Annotated in this window: 14 protein-coding genes and 3 pseudogenes; 8 read left to right on the plus strand and 9 right to left on the minus strand. The window is 69.1% G+C overall.

Going from position 1 to position 17,945, the window contains the following annotated elements; genetic code table 11:
* The 5 genes and pseudogenes from sucB to BN4348_RS43500 all read left to right on the plus strand — a co-directional run.
* Positions 1 to 761, plus strand: a pseudogene (gene sucB, locus BN4348_RS43480) (2-oxoglutarate dehydrogenase, E2 component, dihydrolipoamide succinyltransferase); the annotation flags it as partial.
* A 15-nt stretch (positions 762 to 776) separates the two neighbouring features.
* The gene (locus tag BN4348_RS43485) at positions 777 to 1,688 is read left to right on the plus strand and encodes a TIGR01777 family oxidoreductase (RefSeq protein ID WP_066913459.1); all 912 of its coding nucleotides are present in this window, start codon (positions 777 to 779) and stop codon (positions 1,686 to 1,688) included.
* Between the two features lie 48 nt (positions 1,689 to 1,736).
* Positions 1,737 to 2,435 carry a lipoyl(octanoyl) transferase LipB gene (lipB, locus tag BN4348_RS43490; protein ID WP_066913461.1) on the plus strand — a complete coding sequence of 233 codons (699 nt, stop codon included), beginning with the start codon at positions 1,737 to 1,739 and terminating at the stop codon, positions 2,433 to 2,435.
* A pseudogene (lipA, locus tag BN4348_RS43495) lies at positions 2,432 to 3,351 on the plus strand (lipoyl synthase). Before lipB ends, lipA begins: the two are co-directional and overlap by 4 nt.
* A 27-nt stretch (positions 3,352 to 3,378) precedes the next feature.
* Positions 3,379 to 4,131: a DUF4191 domain-containing protein gene (locus BN4348_RS43500; protein ID WP_066913463.1), complete on the plus strand. Its 753-nt coding sequence runs from the start codon at positions 3,379 to 3,381 to the stop codon at positions 4,129 to 4,131.
* A 16-nt stretch (positions 4,132 to 4,147) separates the two neighbouring features.
* Here BN4348_RS43500 and BN4348_RS43505 read toward each other — a convergent pair whose 3' ends face one another.
* The gene (locus tag BN4348_RS43505) at positions 4,148 to 4,579 is read right to left on the minus strand and encodes an RDD family protein (RefSeq protein ID WP_235852740.1); all 432 of its coding nucleotides are present in this window, start codon (positions 4,577 to 4,579) and stop codon (positions 4,148 to 4,150) included.
* 203 nt (positions 4,580 to 4,782) lie between these two features.
* On the opposite strand from BN4348_RS43505, the gene glnA (BN4348_RS43510) reads away from it, so the two are divergent.
* Together glnA (BN4348_RS43510) and BN4348_RS43515 are read left to right on the plus strand one after the other, a co-directional pair.
* A complete protein-coding gene (gene glnA / locus BN4348_RS43510; protein ID WP_066913465.1) occupies positions 4,783 to 6,219 on the plus strand; it encodes a type I glutamate--ammonia ligase in 1,437 nt (478 codons plus the stop codon).
* A 181-nt stretch (positions 6,220 to 6,400) separates the two neighbouring features.
* On the plus strand, positions 6,401 to 6,637 hold the full coding sequence (locus BN4348_RS43515; protein ID WP_066913467.1) for a hypothetical protein: 237 nt from the start codon (positions 6,401 to 6,403) through the stop codon (positions 6,635 to 6,637).
* A gap of 12 nt (positions 6,638 to 6,649) precedes the next feature.
* On the opposite strand, the gene BN4348_RS43520 is transcribed toward BN4348_RS43515, so the two are convergent.
* The 8 genes and pseudogenes from BN4348_RS43520 to BN4348_RS43555 form a co-directional block, all read right to left on the minus strand.
* A complete protein-coding gene (locus BN4348_RS43520; RefSeq protein ID WP_066913469.1) occupies positions 6,650 to 6,868 on the minus strand; it encodes a hypothetical protein in 219 nt (72 codons plus the stop codon).
* A 9-nt stretch (positions 6,869 to 6,877) separates the two neighbouring features.
* Positions 6,878 to 7,738 (minus strand): TIGR03619 family F420-dependent LLM class oxidoreductase, encoded by an 861-nt coding sequence (locus BN4348_RS43525; RefSeq protein ID WP_066913471.1) that lies wholly within the window; start codon positions 7,736 to 7,738, stop codon positions 6,878 to 6,880.
* Positions 7,735 to 8,382, minus strand: a complete 648-nt coding sequence (locus BN4348_RS43530; protein ID WP_084454210.1) for a PaaI family thioesterase — start codon at positions 8,380 to 8,382, stop codon at positions 7,735 to 7,737. Before BN4348_RS43530 ends, BN4348_RS43525 begins: the two co-directional genes overlap by 4 nt.
* Positions 8,379 to 10,659: pseudogene (locus tag BN4348_RS43535) on the minus strand ([protein-PII] uridylyltransferase family protein). Before BN4348_RS43535 ends, BN4348_RS43530 begins: the two are co-directional and overlap by 4 nt.
* Positions 10,660 to 10,710: 51 nt before the next feature.
* Positions 10,711 to 12,051: a type I glutamate--ammonia ligase gene (glnA, locus tag BN4348_RS43540; RefSeq protein WP_066913475.1), complete on the minus strand. Its 1,341-nt coding sequence runs from the start codon at positions 12,049 to 12,051 to the stop codon at positions 10,711 to 10,713.
* 77 nt (positions 12,052 to 12,128) lie between these two features.
* Positions 12,129 to 13,664 carry an alpha/beta hydrolase gene (locus tag BN4348_RS43545; RefSeq protein WP_066913478.1) on the minus strand — a complete coding sequence of 512 codons (1,536 nt, stop codon included), beginning with the start codon at positions 13,662 to 13,664 and terminating at the stop codon, positions 12,129 to 12,131.
* Positions 13,665 to 13,829: 165 nt separating this feature from the next.
* A complete protein-coding gene (locus BN4348_RS43550; RefSeq protein ID WP_096866151.1) occupies positions 13,830 to 15,392 on the minus strand; it encodes an alpha/beta hydrolase in 1,563 nt (520 codons plus the stop codon).
* A gap of 50 nt (positions 15,393 to 15,442) precedes the next feature.
* On the minus strand, positions 15,443 to 16,834 hold the full coding sequence (locus tag BN4348_RS43555) for a WS/DGAT/MGAT family O-acyltransferase (protein WP_066913481.1): 1,392 nt from the start codon (positions 16,832 to 16,834) through the stop codon (positions 15,443 to 15,445).
* A 133-nt stretch (positions 16,835 to 16,967) separates the two neighbouring features.
* Between BN4348_RS43555 and panB the strand changes: the two genes are divergently transcribed.
* On the plus strand, positions 16,968 to 17,813 hold the full coding sequence (gene panB / locus BN4348_RS43560) for a 3-methyl-2-oxobutanoate hydroxymethyltransferase (protein WP_066913482.1): 846 nt from the start codon (positions 16,968 to 16,970) through the stop codon (positions 17,811 to 17,813).
* Positions 17,814 to 17,945 lie beyond the last annotated feature (132 nt).

Here is a 17,945-nt window from a genome sequence, read left to right on the forward strand (position 1 = left end):
CCGCCGCCGCGGCCACCCCGGCGCCCGCGCTGGCACACCTGCGCGGCACCACGCAGAAGGCCAGCCGGATCCGCCAGATCACCGCGGCCAAGACCCGGGAATCGCTGCAGGCAACGGCCCAGCTGACCCAGACGCACGAGGTCGACATGACCAAGATCGTCGGGCTGCGCGCCAGGGCCAAGTCGGCGTTCGCCGAGCGCGAGGGCGTAAACCTGACCTACCTGCCGTTCATCGCCCGGGCCGTGATCGACGCCCTCAAGATCCACCCGAACATCAACGCCAGCTACAACGAGGACACCAAGGAGATCACCTACTACGACGCCGAGCACCTCGGCTTCGCCGTCGACACGGACCAGGGCCTGCTCTCTCCCGTCGTGCACAACGCCGGCGACCTGTCGCTGGCCGGGCTGGCCAGGGCGATCGCCGACATCGCCGAGCGCGCCCGCTCGGGCAACCTCAAGCCCGACGAGTTGTCCGGCGGCACCTTCACGATCACCAACATCGGCAGCCAGGGCGCGTTGTTCGACACCCCGATCCTGGTTCCGCCGCAGGCCGCGATGCTGGGCACCGGCGCGATCGTCAAGCGGCCGCGGGTGATCGTCGACGAGTTCGGCAACGAGTCGATCGGCGTCCGCTCGGTGTGCTATCTGCCGCTGACCTATGACCATCGGCTGATCGACGGCGCCGATGCCGGACGTTTCCTCACCACGATCAAGCACCGGCTCGAAGAGGCAGCGTTCGAGGCCGACCTGGGTCTTTAGGAGGCTTGGACAACTGTGGCCAAGCCCGTCATCGCGATCGCGGGTTCGTCCGGCCTGATCGGCTCGGCCTTGGCTGCGGCGTTGCGCGCCGCCGACCACCCGGTGCTGCGCATCGTGCGGCGGACGCCGGCGAATTCCGAGGAACTGCACTGGAATCCGGAGAGCGGCGATTTCGACGCCGACGCGCTGGCCGACGTCGACGTCGTCGTCAACCTATGCGGGGTCAACATCGGCCAGCGCCGGTGGTCGGGCGCCTTCAAGCAGAGCCTGCGCGACAGCCGCATCGCCCCCACCGAGGTGCTGGCCAACGCCGTCGCCGACGCCGGCGTCGACACCCTGATCAACGCCAGCGCGGTGGGCTACTACGGCAACACCAAAGACCGCGTGGTCGACGAGAACGCCCGGGCGGGAACGGGTTTCCTGGCGCAGCTGTGCGAGGACTGGGAGGCCGCCACGCTGCCGGCGCAGTACGCCGGCACCCGGGTGGTGCTGGCCCGCACCGGCCTGGTGCTGGCCCGGTCGGGCGGCGCGCTGCGCCGGCTGCGGCCGCTGTTTTCGACGGGCCTCGGGGCCCGGCTGGGCAGCGGCCGCCAATACATGTCGTGGATCACCCTCGAGGACGAGGTGCGCGCGCTGCTGTTCGCCATCTCACACCCGTCGCTGTCGGGCCCGGTGAACATGACCGGGCCGGCGCCGGTGACCAACGCGGAGTTCACCACCGCCTTCGGCCGGGCGGTCAACCGTCCCACCCCGCTGATGCTGCCCGGCTTCGCGGTGCGGGCCGCGCTCGGCGAGTTCGCCGACGAGGGGTTGCTCATCGGCCAGCGCGCGATCCCGTCGGCGCTGGAGCGTGCCGGTTTCCAGTTCCACCACAACACCATTGGCGAAGCCCTCGCCTTTGCCACCGCCCGGCGCGATCACGACTGAGGCCGCTCCGTCGGGCCGTGGTGTCGGCGGGCGAGTACCGTCACGGACGTGAGTCCTTCCATCCGGTCGAGCGCGACCGCGATCGACGTCCGCCAGCTGGGGACGGTCGAGTACCGCACCGCCTGGCAACTGCAGCGTGACCTGGCCGACGCCCGGGTCGCCGGCGGGCCCGACACCCTGCTGCTGCTGGAGCACCCGCCGGTCTACACGGCCGGACGGCGCACGGACGGGCACGAGCGACCGGTCGATGGAACCGCTGTGGTCGACACCGACCGCGGCGGCAAGATCACCTGGCACGGGCCCGGACAGCTGGTCGGATACCCCGTCATCGGGCTGGCCGAACCGCTCGACGTGGTCAAATACGTTCGGCGCCTTGAGGAATCGCTGATGAAGGTGTGCGCCGACCTGGGCCTGGACACCGTGCGGGTCGACGGGAGGTCGGGGGTATGGGTGCCGGCCGGCGGCGGCCGGCCCGCGCGCAAGGTCGCCGCCATCGGCGTGCGGGTGGCGCGCGCCACCACGTTGCACGGGTTCGCGCTCAACTGCGACTGCGATCTGGGCGCGTTCACCGCGATCGTCCCGTGCGGCATCAGCGACGCCGGGGTGACGTCCCTGTCCGCCGAATTGGGGCGGACGGTCGGGGTCGACGAGGTGCGGGCGGCGGTCGCCGCCGCGGTCTGCGACGCACTGGACGGAGCGCTGCCGGTCGGTGACCAGCCCGCCGCCCGCGTAGCATCGAGCATGTGACTGTCGCTCCCGAAGGACGCAAACTCCTGCGCCTGGAGGTGCGCAACGCGCAGACGCCGATCGAGCGCAAGCCGCCGTGGATCAAGGTCCGGGCCCGGATGGGACCCGAGTACACCCAGCTCAAGGGCCTGGTGCGGCGCGAGGGCCTGCACACGGTCTGCGAAGAGGCCGGTTGCCCCAACATCTTCGAATGCTGGGAGGACCGGGAAGCCACCTTCCTGATCGGCGGCGACCAGTGCACCCGCCGCTGCGACTTCTGCCAGATCGACACCGGCAAGCCCGCCGCCCTGGACCGCGACGAGCCCCGGCGGGTCGCCGACCGCGTGCGCGCGCTGTCTCTTATACCCCTCTNGGCGTCGCCCGCGACGACCTGCCCGACGGCGGGGCCTGGCTGTATGCCGAGACGGTGCGCGCCATCAAAGAGCTCAACCCGTCGACCGGCGTCGAGCTGTTGATCCCCGACTTCAACGGCGAGCCCTCGCGGCTGGCGGAGGTCTTCGAATCCCGCCCGGAAGTGTTGGCGCACAACGTCGAAACCGTGCCGCGCATCTTCAAGCGGATCCGGCCCGCGTTCGCCTACCGGCGCAGCCTGGACGTGATCACCGCGGCCCGCGACGTCGGACTGGTCACGAAGAGCAACCTGATCCTGGGGCTGGGCGAAACCGCCGACGAGGTGCGCGGCGCGCTGGCCGACCTGCGCGCGGCCGGCTGCGACATCGTGACGATCACCCAATATTTGCGCCCGACGGCGCGCCACCACCCGGTCGAGCGCTGGGTCACGCCCGAGGAGTTCGCCGACTTCGCCCGCGACGCCGACGCCCTGGGCTTTTCGGGGGTGCTGGCCGGTCCGCTGGTGCGGTCGTCCTACCGGGCCGGGCGGCTCTATGCGCAAGCCGTCGACAGCCGCGTCCCCTAACCAGGCACGTACGTATCCTTGGTGACTATGGCTAAACCCCGCACTGCCGCCGAGAACAAGGCCGCCAGGGCTCAGGCGGCCGCCGCCCGCAAGGCCGCCGCCAAGGAGCGCCGCGGCCAGTTGTGGCAGGCCTTCAACATGCAGCGCAAGGAGGACAAGCGGCTGCTGCCGTACATGATCGGCGCCTTCGTGCTGATCGTCGGCATCTCGGTGGCCGCCGGCGTGTGGGCCGGCGGGTTGACCATGCTCACGCTCATCCCGCTCGGCGTGCTGCTGGGCGCCCTGGTCATGTTCATCATCTTCAGCCGCCGGGCCCAGCGCTCGATTTACAGCAAAGCCGAAGGTCAAACCGGTGCCGCGGCGTGGGTGCTGGACAACCTGCGCGGCAAGTGGCGGGTGACCCCCGGCGTCGCCGCGACCGGCCACTTCGACGCCGTGCACCGGGTGCTCGGCAGGCCCGGGGTCATCCTGGTCGGCGAGGGAGCGGCGGCCCGGGTCAAACCGCTGCTGGCCCAGGAGAAGAAGCGCACCGCCCGGCTGGTCGGCGAGGCGCCGATCTACGACATCGTCGTCGGCCACGGCGAGGGCGAGGTCCCGTTGGGCAAGCTGGAGCGCCACCTCACGCGCCTGCCGAACAACATCACCACCAAACAGATCGACTCGCTCGAGTCGCGGTTGGCCGCCCTGGGAACACGGGCCGGCGCCGCCGTCATGCCCAAGGGCCCGCTGCCGGGCGCCGGCAAGATGCGCGGCGTGCAGCGCACCGTGCGTCGCAGGTAGCCGCAGGTAGCCGCGCTTAACGCCGGACTACTGCGGTGCCGCTCAGGCGATCGTGCATACCGCGACCGTCGAAATCGGTGAACAGCGCCGGGATGACCATCGCGACGAGCAGCCCGCGCACCGCCAACCGGCCGAGCCCGACCGGCACCCGCCCGTCCACCGACGCCACCTGCAGGCCCAGCACCAACTGCCCCGGCGTGAAAGTGAACAGCCGCACCGCCACCAGGCCGAGCACGAGCCACACGACCAACACCGCCGTCGACAGCATCCGTTCGGAAAACAGGCCGAATGCCATGGCCAGCGCCGCCAGTCCGTAGGCGATCAGCCAGTCGATCATCAGCGCGGCGAGCCGGCGGCCCATCGGCGCCAGCGATCCCGGCCCCCGCTCCGGCAGGCCGAGCCTCTCGCCGGGATAGGCCGATCGCGCCGCCGGCAAACCCTCGGTCACCGGGGCCGCCGAGAACTAGTGCGCCCGTGCAGGCGACCAGATACGATCTTGCGGGTCATGGCCCCACAATAGAACCCGCCAGCGACCCGGATTCTGCTGCGGGGGGCATCGTCACGTAACCTCTGCGCAACATCGGGTTGACTGACGGGCAACATGAGCTCCATAGCGTCAGGCCGCGGATCACCAAGTAAAGGAGCAATTCTGTGACGGAAATGACGCCCGACGACGTCTTCAAACTCGCCAAGGACGAGAACGTCGAGTTCGTCGATGTCCGGTTCTGTGACTTGCCAGGCATCATGCAGCACTTCACGATTCCGATTTCGTTTTTCGACGAGAGCGTGTTCGAGGACGGCCTGGCCTTCGACGGCTCGTCGATTCGCGGGTTCCAGTCCATCCACGAGTCCGACATGCTGCTCCTGCCCGACCCCCAGACCGCGCGCATCGACCTGTTCACCGAAGCCAAGACGCTGAACATGAACTTTTTCGTGCACGACCCGTTCACCCTCGAGCCGTACTCGCGCGACCCGCGCAACATCGCTCGCAAGGCCGAGAACTACCTGATCAGCACCGGGGTCGCCGACACCGCATACTTCGGCGCCGAGGCGGAGTTCTACATCTTCGACTCGGTGAGCTTCGACTCGCGCACCAACGGCTCCTTCTATGAGGTGGACGCGATCTCCGGCTGGTGGAACACCGGCGAGCCCACCGAGAACGACGGCAGCCCCAACCGCGGCTACAAGGTCCGCCCCAAGGGTGGGTACTTCCCCGTCGCCCCCGTCGACCATTACGTCGACCTGCGCAGCAGGATGCTGCACAACCTGATCACGTCGGGCTTCAGCCTGGAGAAGGGCCACCACGAGGTGGGCAGCGGCGGGCAGGCCGAGATCAACTACAAGTTCAACACGCTGCTGCACGCCGCCGACGACATGCAGCTGTACAAATACATCGTCAAGAACACCGCGTGGCAGGCGGGCAAGACCGTCACCTTCATGCCCAAGCCGCTGTTCGGCGACAACGGCTCCGGCATGCACACCCACCAGTCGCTGTGGAAGGACGGCTCCCCGTTGATGTACGACGAGACCGGCTACGCCGGCCTCTCGGACACCGCGCGCCACTACATCGGCGGCCTGCTGCACCACGCGCCGTCGCTGCTGGCGTTCACCAACCCGACGGTGAACTCCTACAAGCGCCTGGTTCCCGGCTTCGAGGCACCGATCAACCTGGTGTACAGCCAGCGCAACCGCTCGGCGTGTGTGCGCATCCCGATCACCGGCAGCAACCCGAAGGCCAAGCGGCTGGAGTTCCGTTGCCCCGACTCGTCGGGTAACCCGTACCTGGCGTTCTCGGCCATGCTGATGGCCGGACTGGACGGCATCAAGAACAAGATCGAGCCGCAGGCGCCGGTCGACAAGGACCTCTACGAGCTGCCGCCCGAGGAGGCCGCGAACATCCCGCAGGCGCCCACCCAGCTGTCCGCGGTCATCGACCGGCTGGAGGCCGACCACGAATACCTCACCGAGGGTGGCGTTTTCACGCCCGACCTGATCGAGACGTGGATCAGCTTCAAGCGCGAGAACGAGATCCTGCCGGTCCAGATCCGGCCGCACCCCTACGAGTTCGCGCTGTACTACGACGTCTAAGCCGTCGCGGCTCTACGTCGGGCTTACGCGCCGAGACATAATCCCTTGCGAGGCGCCCGGGGGCGGCGTCGCAGCTGGTTATGTGTCGCGATCCGGACGCCGCTTTCCGCGCGTCCCGGTGTTGGCCGAGGTGTAGCTGGGATGTGACCTTTCCGCGACAGCGGCAAAGGACGCTCATCTCATGACAGCGCTCGCCCTCATCTCGGCGCTCGGGACAGCCCTGTGCCTCGGCTACTACCTGGGACGGCGCGCGGGCTCCCAGCCGTCGACCTGGAAGAGGCGAACAAGCCGGATCGCGCTGGGCCGGCTCGCGATCACCCTGCTCGTCTTGATCACCGCACGGCGCATCCGGGCGCTGGGAATCATTGAGCCGCTTGGGCTTTTGCGGGGTGGCGTTGCGCGATTGCGGTCGTACTGAGCAGCGATCTGCTCAGTTAGGTCGCCGGCCCATGATCGCGCGGGTCATCCTGACGGGTTGCCCCTCGGCCATCTCGACGACCTCCAGCCAGCCGCCGGGGGCGACGTAGTGCCGCTCGACGTCCTCGCGGTGCATCTGGATGATCAGCACGCCCGCGTCGGTGACCTCGTAGCTGTCGAAGGCACCGTAGTCCCGTGGTTCGCCGTTGCTGAACACCACCGTGAAGGCCACGGGCAAAGTTTAACCGTCGAGCGCCAGGTCCTTGCGGAAGCGCTGCATGCCGTCGATCTTGTCGGCCAACGTGGCGTCGGGCCCAGCGTAGAACATCCACGGCATGGTGATGATGCCGGTGATGCCGGCATCGGCGGCGCGCCGGTAGTCGGCCGTGGTGAAGGCGTCGGTCAGCGGCGTCAGGACGGTGAAATCGTCCAGCGAACGCCCGTTTTCGGCCCGCAGTTCGCGCAGCCGGCCCACCGCCTCGATGGCCCGATCGGTCTTGATCAGGTCACCGATCCAGCCGTCGTTGCGGGCCGCGCGGCGCAACGCCACGTCGCTGAGCCCGCCGACGTACACCGGTATCGGCGGCGGCGTCGGCTCCATCTCCAGCCGCGGCGCCCCGTAGAACTCGCCCGCGAATTCGGTCCAGCCCGGCCGCCACAGCGCCCGCATCAGGTCGATGATCTCGTCGGTGCGTCTGCCGCGCGCGGCGAACTGCTCGCCCATCAGCGCGAACTCCTCCCGGCACCAGCCGACGCCGATGCCGAGCTCCACCCGTCCCGACGCCAAAACCGCGGCGGTGCCAATGGCTTTCGCCGCCGAGTAGGGGTTGCGCATCGCCGGGATGTAGACGGTGGTGACGAACCGCAGCCGCGTGGTGACCTGCGCCAGCGCGCCGACGAGCACCCAGGGGTCGGGCCAGTCGGTGAAGGGCTGCCAGCGCCGCTCCCCGTCCTTGGTGTACGGGTACGGCGTGTCCAGGGTCTCCAGGTTGACGACGTGGTCCGGGATGCCGATACCGTCGTAGCCGAGTTCGTCGGCGGCCTTGGCGATCTCGACGATCTCCCGGGTGTTCAAGAAGGCACTGCTCACGTAGAACTTCATTGCGCTTCCCGCGCCCAGGACGGCTCGATGAAGACGCCCTGCGCCTCGACCGTGACCCCGGCGGCGTCCGAAATGGTGCCGCGGGCAAAGACTTTCACACCCTCCTTGCCGTCGATCCAGGCCTCGGACCGCAGCGGGCCCAGCGGGGTGCCGCGCAGGTACTTCACGGTGATGGTTCCGGTGAACCGCGGCTTGGACAGCCCCTCGCTGGCCGCCTCGCCCAGCATGTGATCGAGCACCAGGGCGCTCACCCCGCCGTGTACCAGCTTGGGTGGGCCCTCGTAGGCCGCCCCGAGGACGAACTCGCTCCAGCACCGCCCGCCGCCGTCGTGCTGGACGATGACGGGCGGGGCGATCGGATTGCCCAGGCCGATCGCGGCGTTTCCCAACGTCAACGGGCGGCCGCTGTCGACGCGGTAGCTCACTCCGAGCGGCCGGGTCCGTTGCCGCAACGACGCGGTGACGGCCTCGATCGCGGATCGCGCGCCGGCGACGACGTCCTCGTCGGCCTCGGTGCGGATCGTGGCGTCGATGAGCTCGCGGACGGCGTCGGCCAGCGGCGTGTACAGGGCCGTCACCCGTGCCGCCTCCGCCGCGCTGAGCACCTCGAAAATGGCATCCAACGCGCCGGCCTCCTGACTCAACTCCCGAACACCTTGCGCACGACCGCCTTCGCCCGGCGCGTTACCCGAAGATAGTTGTCCAGGAATTCGCTGCCGTCGTCGGTCGGCCAGCCGGCGGCAACGGCGACCGCGTTGAGCTGCCGCCCGGGTCCCGGCAGCTGGTCAGTGGGCTTGCCGCGGACCAGCACCAGCGCGTTGCGCGCCCGCGTGGCCGTCAGCCAGGCCTGCCGCAGCAGGTCCACGTCGTCGGCCGGCACCAGGTTCGCGGCGGCGATCGCGTCCAGGGACTGCAGCGTCGAGGTGTTGTGCAGCGCCGGGATCTCGTGCGCGTGGCGCAGCTGCATGAGCTGCACGGTCCATTCGATGTCGGCCAATCCCCCGCGCCCCAGCTTGGTGTGGGTGTTGGGGTCGGCGCCCCGCGGCAACCGCTCGGCCTCGACGCGCGCCTTGATGCGGCGGATCTCCCGCACGGCCTCAGCCGACACGCCGTCGGGCGGATAGCGCGTCTGGTCGGCCATCAGCAGGAACCGCTGGCCCAGGTCGGCGTCGCCGGCGACCGCGTGCGCGCGCAGCAGGGCCTGGATCTCCCACGGCTGCGCCCATTGCGCGTAGTAGGCGGTGTAAGAGCTCAGCGTGCGGACCAGCGGGCCGCTGCGGCCCTCCGGCCGCAGGTTGGCGTCGACTTCCAGGGGCGGGTCGACGCTGGGGGTGCCCAGCAGTGCCCGTATCTGCTCGGCGATCGACGTCGCCCACCGCAGCGCCTGCGAATCCTCGACGCCGGCGGCCGGCTCGCAGACGAACATCACGTCGGCGTCGGAGCCGTAGCCCAGCTCCGCGCCGCCCAGCCGGCCCATGCCGATGACCGCGAAGGCCGCGGGTGCCCGGCCGTCCTCGGGCATGTTGGCCCGGATCATCGCGTCCAACGCGGCCTGCAGCACGGCCACCCACACCGACGTGAGCGCCGCGCACACGTCGGTGACCTGGAGAAACCCGAGCAGATCGGCCGAACCGATCCGCGCCAGCTCCCGGCGCCGCAGCGTGCGCGCCGCGGCGATGGCGCGCACCGGGTCNCAGGTTCGCCGCGTCCTCACGTCCGATGTAGCCGCCCTGGCCCAGCGCGTCCAGCGCATCGACTGTGGAGGCCACGTGCAGCGAGTCGTCGCTGCGGCCGTGCACCAGCTGCAGCAGCTGCACCGCGAATTCCACGTCCCGCAGCCCGCCGCTGCCGAGTTTGAGTTCGCGGCCGCGGACCTCGGCGGGCACCAGCTGCTCCACCCGGCGCCGCATCGCCTGCACCTCGACGACGAAATCCTCACGCTCGCAGGCGATCCACACCATCGGCATCAGCGCGGCCAGGTAGCGCTCGCCGAGGTCGGCGTCGCCGACGGCCGGCCGGGCTTTCAGCAACGCCTGGAACTCCCACGTCTTCGCCCAACGCTGGTAGTAGGCGACGTGCGACTCGATGGTGCGCACCAGCTCGCCGCTGCGGCCCTCCGGCCGCAGGCCGGCGTCCACCTGAAAAAAGGCCTCCGAGGCCACCTTGATCATCTCGCCCGCCACCCGGGCGCTCTGCGCGTCGGCTCGCTCGGCGACGAAGATGACGTCGACGTCGCTGACGTAGTTCAGTTCGCGGGCACCGCATTTGCCCATGGCGATGACGGCCAGCCGCGGCGGCGTCCGGTCGCCGCACACGCTGACCTCGGCCACCCGCAGCGCGGCCGCCAGCGCGGCGTCGGCCAGGTCCGACAACTGCGCCGCCACCACCTTGAACGGCAGCACCGGCTCGTCCTCGACGGTGGCGGCCAGATCCAGCGCCGCCAGCACCAGCAGTTGGTCGCGGTAGAGGACGCGCAGCCGCGACAGCGCGGAGCCGGGGCCGGCCAACGCCTCGTCGACGCACGCGGTGAACGCGGCGATCAACTCATCGCGCGACGGCAGCTGGGCCTTGCCGCGCAACAGCTTCCAGGACTGCGGATTGGCGGCCAGGTGATCCCCCAGCGCCAGCGACGAGCCGAGCACCGCGAACAGCCGCCCGCGCAGCCCGCGCTCGGTGAGCAGCGCCGCGCTGAGCTCGTTCCAGTCGCTGTCGGGGTTCTCCGCCAGCCGAATCAGCACCCGCAGCGCGGCGTCGGGATCCGGCGCGCGCGACAACGACCACAACCGGTCGACGTAGTCCGGGTCGTCGCGGTCGTACCAGCCCAGCTGCGCCAGACGGTCGCCCGCCGGGGGGTCGACCAATCCGAGCCGGCCCAGGCTGGGCAGCCTGGGGCGCTCGGTCGCGGGTTTGGTCACGACCACGACCGTAGCGCAAGCCACCGGTCTCTCAGACCGATCGGCGCCCCAGGTGAGCTACAGGGACAGGTAGGTGCTCAGCTCGTACGGGGTGACGTGGCTGCGGTAGTTCGCCCACTCCGTGCGCTTGTTGCGCAGGAAGAAGTCAAATACGTGCTCCCCCAACGTTTCCGCGACGAGTTCGGAGGCCTCCATGGCTTTGAGCGCGCTGTCGAGGCTGGTGGGCAGCTCGCGGTAGCCCATCGTGAGGCGTTCCTCGGGGGTGAGGTCCCACACGTTGTCCTCGGCCATGGGCCCCAGCACGTAGCCCTTCTCCACCCCGCGCAATCCGGCGGCCAGCAGCACGGCGAACGCGAGGTAGGGGTTGCACGCCGAGTCGGGGCTGCGCACCTCGATCCGCCGCGACGACGTCTTGTGCGGCGTGTACATCGGCACCCGCACCAGGGCCGACCGGTTGGCCGCCCCCCACGACGCCGCGGTGGGCGCCTCGCCGCCCTGTACCAGCCGCTTGTAGGAGTTGACCCATTGGTTGGTGACCGCGCTGATCTCCGAGGCGTGCTCGAGGATCCCGGCGATGAACGACTTGCCCACGTCCGACAGCTGCAGCGGGTCTTCGGTGCTGTGGAAGGCGTTGACGTCGCCCTCGAACAGGCTCATGTGGGTGTGCATGGCCGAGCCGGGGTGCTCGGCGAACGGCTTGGGCATGAACGACGCCCGCGCGCCGTTTTCGATCGCGACTTCCTTGATGACGTAGCGGAACGTCATCACGTTGTCGGCCATCGACAGCGCGTCGGCGAAGCGCAGGTCGATCTCCTGTTGGCCCGGAGCTCCCTCGTGGTGGCTGAACTCGACCGAGATGCCCATGAATTCCAGCGCTTCGATCGCGTGCCGGCGGAAGTTGGACGCGGAATCGTGCACCGCCTGGTCGAAATAGCCGGCGGTGTCGACGGGAAGGGGCCGCGACCCGTCGTCGGGGCCCGGCTTCAACAGGAAGAACTCGATCTCGGGATGTACGTAGCAGGAAAAGCCGAGGTCGTTGGCCTTCTGCAGCTGGCGCCGCAGCACGTGGCGGGGGTCCGCCCACGAGGGGGAGCCGTCGGGCATGGTGATGTCGCAGAACATCCGCGCGGAATGGTGGTGTCCGGACGACGTGGCCCAGGGCAGCACCTGGAACGTCGACGGGTCCGGGTTCGCCACGGTGTCGGATTCCGAGACGCGCGCGAAACCCTCGATCGAGGACCCGTCGAAGCCGATGCCCTCCTCGAAGGCCCCTTCGAGTTCGGCCGGCGCGATGGCAACGGACTTGAGGGTGCCGAGCACATCGGTGAACCAGAGCCGAACGAAGCGGATGTCCCGTTCCTCTAGCGTGCGGAGGACGAATTCCTTCTGTCGATCCATGACCCGACAGTAGGCAACGCCTGTTAAATCCGTGTTACCACTGCAGTTCAAGACCGCTCAGAACCGTTGCGGGCTGCTCAGGGTCGGCACCTCAGGGACGCGGGCGGCAGCGCCCCGGCGACGAAGTAACGCACCACCGCGGTGTCCACGCACTGGTCGCCGTTGAACACCGCCGTGTGCTGGGTTCCGTCGTAGGTGATCAGGGGGGCGCCCAATTGGCGGGCCAGGTTCACGCCGGCCTGATACGGGGTGGCCGGGTCGTGTGTCGTGGAGACGACGACGACCTTGCCCGGCGCGGCGGGCGGCGCGGCGTGCGGCCGTGAGGTGGCGGGCACCGGCCACAGCGCACATAGGTCGCGGGGGGCGTTGCCGGTGAACTGTCCGTAGCTCAGGAAGGGGGCGACCTGGCGCATCTTCTGGTCGGCGGCCACCCAGGTCGCCGAGTCCGTCGGCGTCGGCGCGTCGACGCACCGCACGCCGTTGAACGCGTCCTGGTCGTTGGTGTAGTGCCCGCTCTTGTCCCGGCCGTCGTAATCGTCGGCCAACAACAGCAAGTCACCGGCGTCGGTGCCACGCTGTAGCCCGAGCAGGCCGCTGGTCAGATACTTCCAGTGCTGCGGGGTGTAGAGCGCGTTGATGGTGCCGGTGGTGGCGTCGGCATAGCTCAGCCCCCGCGGATCCGACGTCCGGCCCGGCCTGGCGACCAGCGGGTCGACCAGGGCGTGGTAGCGGTTGACGAACTGGGCCGGATCGGTGCCCAGCGGGCAGCCCGCGGAGCGGGCGCAGTCGGTGGCGTAGTCGTTGAAAGCCGTTTGAAATCCGGCCATTTGGTTGATGTTTTCGGCTACCGGGTCCACCGTCGGGTCGATGGCGCCGTCGAGCACCATCGAGCGCACGTGGCTGCCGAACCCCTCGAGGTAGGTGGTGCCGATCTCGGTGCCGTAGCTGAACCCGAGGTAGTTGATCTGGTCGTCGCCCAGCGCCTGGCGGACCACGTCCATGTCCCGTGCGACGGATGCGGTGCCGGCGTTGGCGAGGAACCCGTTGCCCATCCGGTTCGCGCACTGCTGGGCCAACTGCCGGTAGACCTGCTCGATGCGCGCCACGCCGGCCGGGCTGTAGTCGACCATCGGGTCGCGCCGGAACGCGTCGAAGTCGGCGTCGCTGCGGCACCGCAACTGTGGCGTCGAGTGGCCCACCCCGCGCGGGTCGAACCCCACCAGGTCGAAATTGCGGGTGATGTCGCTGTTTTCCAGGTCCGACGCCATGCCGGCGACCATGTCGACCGCGGACGCGCCCGGCCCGCCCGGGTTGATGAACAGCGATCCCATCCGCCGGCCCGCCGCGGGGACGCGGATCACGGCCAGCTTGGCTTGTGCGCCACCCGGATTCGCGTAGTCGATCGGGACGGAGACGGTGGTGCACTGGGCGGTGGGAAGGTCGCTGGTGTCGGTCAGGAATTGGTTGCAGCTGCCCCAGTTCTGCGGCCTCACCGCAGCGGCCGGCGGGGCCGGGCTCGGCGTCTGGCCGGCACCGGGCTCGGGGGTCGCGGCCGCCACCGGCAACTGCGATCCCGCAACCCACAATCCGAACGACAGCCGCGCCGAGCCCAACNATGGCTGTCAATATTTGCAGCCGCGAATACCCGTCACAGCGCGAAAAGGTCACGCCTTGGTCTCGCCTCCGCGTGTCGCCACCCGATCGCCCAACGTGCACTCAGGGCGAAAATCCGGCCGGAATCTCGCCGCCCGTGCACGCTCGGCGAAGGCCAGGAGCAATCAGCACTTGGCGCCGCTCGGCGGCGGGTCGCCGCCGAGCAGATACTCCGTCACGTAGTCGTCGATGCAGCTGTCGCCCTGGAAGACCACCGTGTGCTGGGTTCCGTTGAACGTCAGCAGGGACCCGCGCAGCTCGTTGGCCAGGTCGACCCCGGCCTTGTAGGGAGTCGCCGGGTCGTGCGTGGTCGACACCACCACGGTCGGCGCCAGGCCGGGCGCCGAGATGGGGTGCGGCTTGCTGGTGGGCGGCACCGGCCAGAACGCACAGGTGCCCAGCGGCGCGTCGCCGGTGAACTGGCCGTAGCTCATGAAGGGCGCGATCTCGCGTGACCGGCGATCTTCGTCGATGACCTTGGCGCGGTCCGTAATCGGTGGCTGGTCAACGCAATTGATCGCCACTCGCGCGTCGGTGGCGTTGGTGTAGTGACCGCGCGGATCGCGGCGCATGTACATGTCGGCCAGCGCCAGCATGGTGTCCCCGCGGTGGTCCACCAACTCGGACAGGCCGTCGGTCAGGTGGTGCCACAGCGACGGCGAGTACAGCGCCATGATGGTGCCCACGATGGCGTCGGCATAGCTCAGCCCGCGCGGGTCCTTCGTCGGGATCGGCCTGCCCACCATCGTGTTGTTCGGGTCGACCATCGGGTCGACCAGGCTGTGGTAGACGGCGACGGCCTTGGCCGGGTCGGTGCCCAGCGGGCAGGTCGGCTGCTTGGCGCAGTCCGTCGCGTAGTCGTTGAACGCGTCCTGAAATCCCTTGGCCTGACGCAGGTCCGCCTCGACCTGGTCGGCGTTGGGGTCCACGGCTCCGTCCAGGATCATCGCCCGCACCTTGGTGGGATAGGCCTCGGCGTAGGCGGAGCCGATCCGGGTGCCGTAGGAGTAGCCGAGGTAGGTCAGCTTGTCGTCACCCAGCGCCGCGCGGATGGCGTCCAGGTCGCGGGCGACGTTGACGGTCCCCGCATTGGCCAGGAAGTTTTTGCCCATCTTGTCGACACAACGGGCGACGAACTCCTTGGTCTCGTCCTCCATGTGGGCCACCCCGGCGGGGCTGTAGTCGACGTTCGGCTCGGTGCGCAGCCGGTCGTTGTCGGCGTCCGAGTTGCACCAGATCGCCGGCCGCGACGAGCCGACGCCGCGCGGGTCGAAGCCGACCAGGTCGAACCGTTCCCGGATGCGTTTGGGCAGCGACTGGACCACGCTCAACGCGGCCTCGATGCCGGACTCGCCGGGGCCGCCCGGGTTGATCACCAGCGAGCCGATCTTGTCGCCCGTCGCGGGAAACCGAATCATTGCCAGGGTCGCGACGTCGCCGTCGAGGTGGTCGTAGTCGACGGGCACGGCGAGCCTGCCGCACATCGCGCCGCTGGGGATCTTCGCCTTGGGGTTCGACGAGCGGCAGGGAGTCCATTCGACCGCCTGGCCCAGCTTGGGCGCCTTCATGAGGGCGCGTCCGTTGACCACGCGGAGGCAGCCTGCGACCGTAAGCGCCACTGCGGCGATCGCCGTCCAGATCAGCAGCGTGCGCGCGATCCTGTCGCGGCGAGACACTCTCATGCTCACCTATGCTGCCAGAGCCAACCTGAGATTCTGATGAGCGGTTCGTGCCCCGACTACCCGGCGGCCGTGAGCAGTTCTTCCATCGCCACCGCGAAGTCGTCGGCCATCCCCCACAGGTCCGGCAGCAATTCCGGGCACGAGATCAGCCCGACGTCCAGCGTCCCGCTCAGCGACATCACCGTGATGTTGAGCCCCGAACCATGAAAGATCGGCCCCAGCGGATACATCGCCTTGACCTCACACCCCAGCAGATACAGCGGAACCTGCGGGCCCGGGACATTCGAGACCACCAGGTTGTGCACCGGCGCGCTCTCGGTCAACCGCGAGCTGGCGTACAGCCGCATCGCGATGCCGAACACCGCGGGCGCGGCGAACTGCGACCAGTCCTGCAGCAGGGAGGCTCCGATGGCCGAACTGTGTTGCTTGGCAACCGAATTCGCTTCGGCGATGGCCTTCATGCGCTCGACCGGATCGGCGATGTCGGTGTGCAGGCTGGAGAACATGGCCGAGACCTGGTTGCGGCCGGGGCGATCGGTCTTGCCGTGCACCGAGACCGGCACCGACGCCACCAGCGGCGCGTCGGGCAGGGCGTCGCGGTCGGCCAGGTACTGCCGCAGCACCCCGGACACCAGGGCCATCACCACGTCGTTGACCTTGACGCCGAAGTGGTTCTTCACCTTCTTGACGTCCTCGAGGTCCAACTGCGCGTAGGCGATGTTGCGGCGACCGGTGATGCGGGCGTTGAAGGCGGTGCGCGGCGCGGCGAACGGACGCGCCATCGCCTGGCCCTCGATGGTCTTGCGCACCGTCGCGACCACCGAGGCAACGGTTTGGGGCAGCACGTTGGCCAGCTGCAGTGGGCGGCTGGCGAACCGGACCAACCCGCCCGCCGCGATCTGCCACCCGCTGCCGCCGCCGACGCCCGCGACCGCCTCCGGCGCGGGCGCGTCGGCTTCGGTGGCGCACAGCTGCGAGATGAGGTTGGCGCCGGTGACCCCGTCCACCCCGGCGTGGTGCACCTTGGTCATCACCGCCACGCGACCGTCCCCGTGACAATCGGTGCCCGCCACCCCTTCGATGACCCACATCTCCCACAGTGGCCGCGCCCGGTCCAGCGGCAGCGACGCGATGTGGCCGCAGATCTCCGACAATTCGCTGCGGCCACCCGGCGGCGGCGATCCGATGCGGTGCAGGTGGCGGTCGACGTCGAAGTGCTCGTCGTCCACCCACACCGGGTGATCGAGGTTCAGCGGGCTGTTGGCCAGCTTCTCGCGGAACTGCGGCATCGCCTTGAGGCGCAGGGACAACGCGTCGCGCAGCCGGTCGAAGGTGTAGCCGCCCGGCATCGTCGAGGTGTCCAGCTCCATGATCGAGCAAACATGCATGGGCTGCGAGGGCGTCTCCAGGTAGAGGAAACTGGCGTCGAGTCCGCTGAGCCGCTGCATGGCCGCCAATGGTATGTCTCACACCACACTGGCGGTGCAATTGGCCTGAACAGATGGCACAATGGTGCGAGTCAGACGAACCCGGGGACCCTCAGGGCCACGAGGATCGACCAGACCACTACCAGGGACAACGATGTCTGAGCAGAACATTTACGGTGCAAACTCGCCCGCGCCCGCCCAGGCGCCAACCAAGATTCGCACCCACCACCTGCAGAAAATGAAGGCCGAGGGCCACAAGTGGGCCATGCTCACGGCCTACGACTATTCGACCGCGAGGATCTTCGACGACGCCGGCATCCCGGTGCTGTTGGTCGGCGATTCGGCCGCCAACGTCGTCTATGGCTACGACACCACGGTGCCCGTGTCGATCGACGAACTCATCCCACTGGTCCGCGGCGTGGCGCGCGGTGCCCAGCACGCGATGGTCGTTGCCGACCTGCCGTTCGGCAGCTACGAAGCCGGCCCGGCCGCCGCGCTGGCCGCCGCCACCCGGTTCCTGAAGGAGGGTGGCGCGCACGCCGTCAAGCTCGAGGGCGGCGAGCGGGTGGCCGACCAGATCGCCTGCATGACCGCGGCGGGCATCCCGGTCATGGCGCACATCGGCTTCACCCCGCAGAGCGTGAACAGCCTCGGCGGGTTCCGGGTGCAGGGTCGCGGCGACGCCGCCGAACAGACAGTGCACGACGCGATCGCCGTCGCCGAGGCCGGGGCGTTCTCGGTCGTGATGGAGATGGTGCCGGCCGAACTGGCCACCCAGATCACCGGCAAGCTCACCATCCCGACCATCGGCATCGGGGCAGGTCCCAACTGCGACGCCCAGGTCCTGGTGTGGCAGGACATGGCCGGTCTGAGCGGCGGCAAGCCCGCCCGCTTCGTCAAGCGGTTCGCCGACATCGGCGGCGAGTTGCGCCGGGCCGCAGTGCAATACGCGGAAGAAGTGGCCGGCGGCGTGTTCCCCGCCGACGAGCACTGCTTCTGACCTGCGCCGCACAACGGAACCCCACCGAGGTTCGCCAAGGGCTGACGGTCACGGGTTTCTGCCCGCTTGAAAGTCGATCCGGTCCAGACAAGATTTTGCTGAAATCCCTTGTCTGACAGGAAGCGTACGATT

Source organism: Mycobacterium interjectum (assembly GCF_900078675.2).
In the GTDB taxonomy this organism is placed as follows: Bacteria; Actinomycetota; Actinomycetes; order Mycobacteriales; family Mycobacteriaceae; genus Mycobacterium; species Mycobacterium interjectum.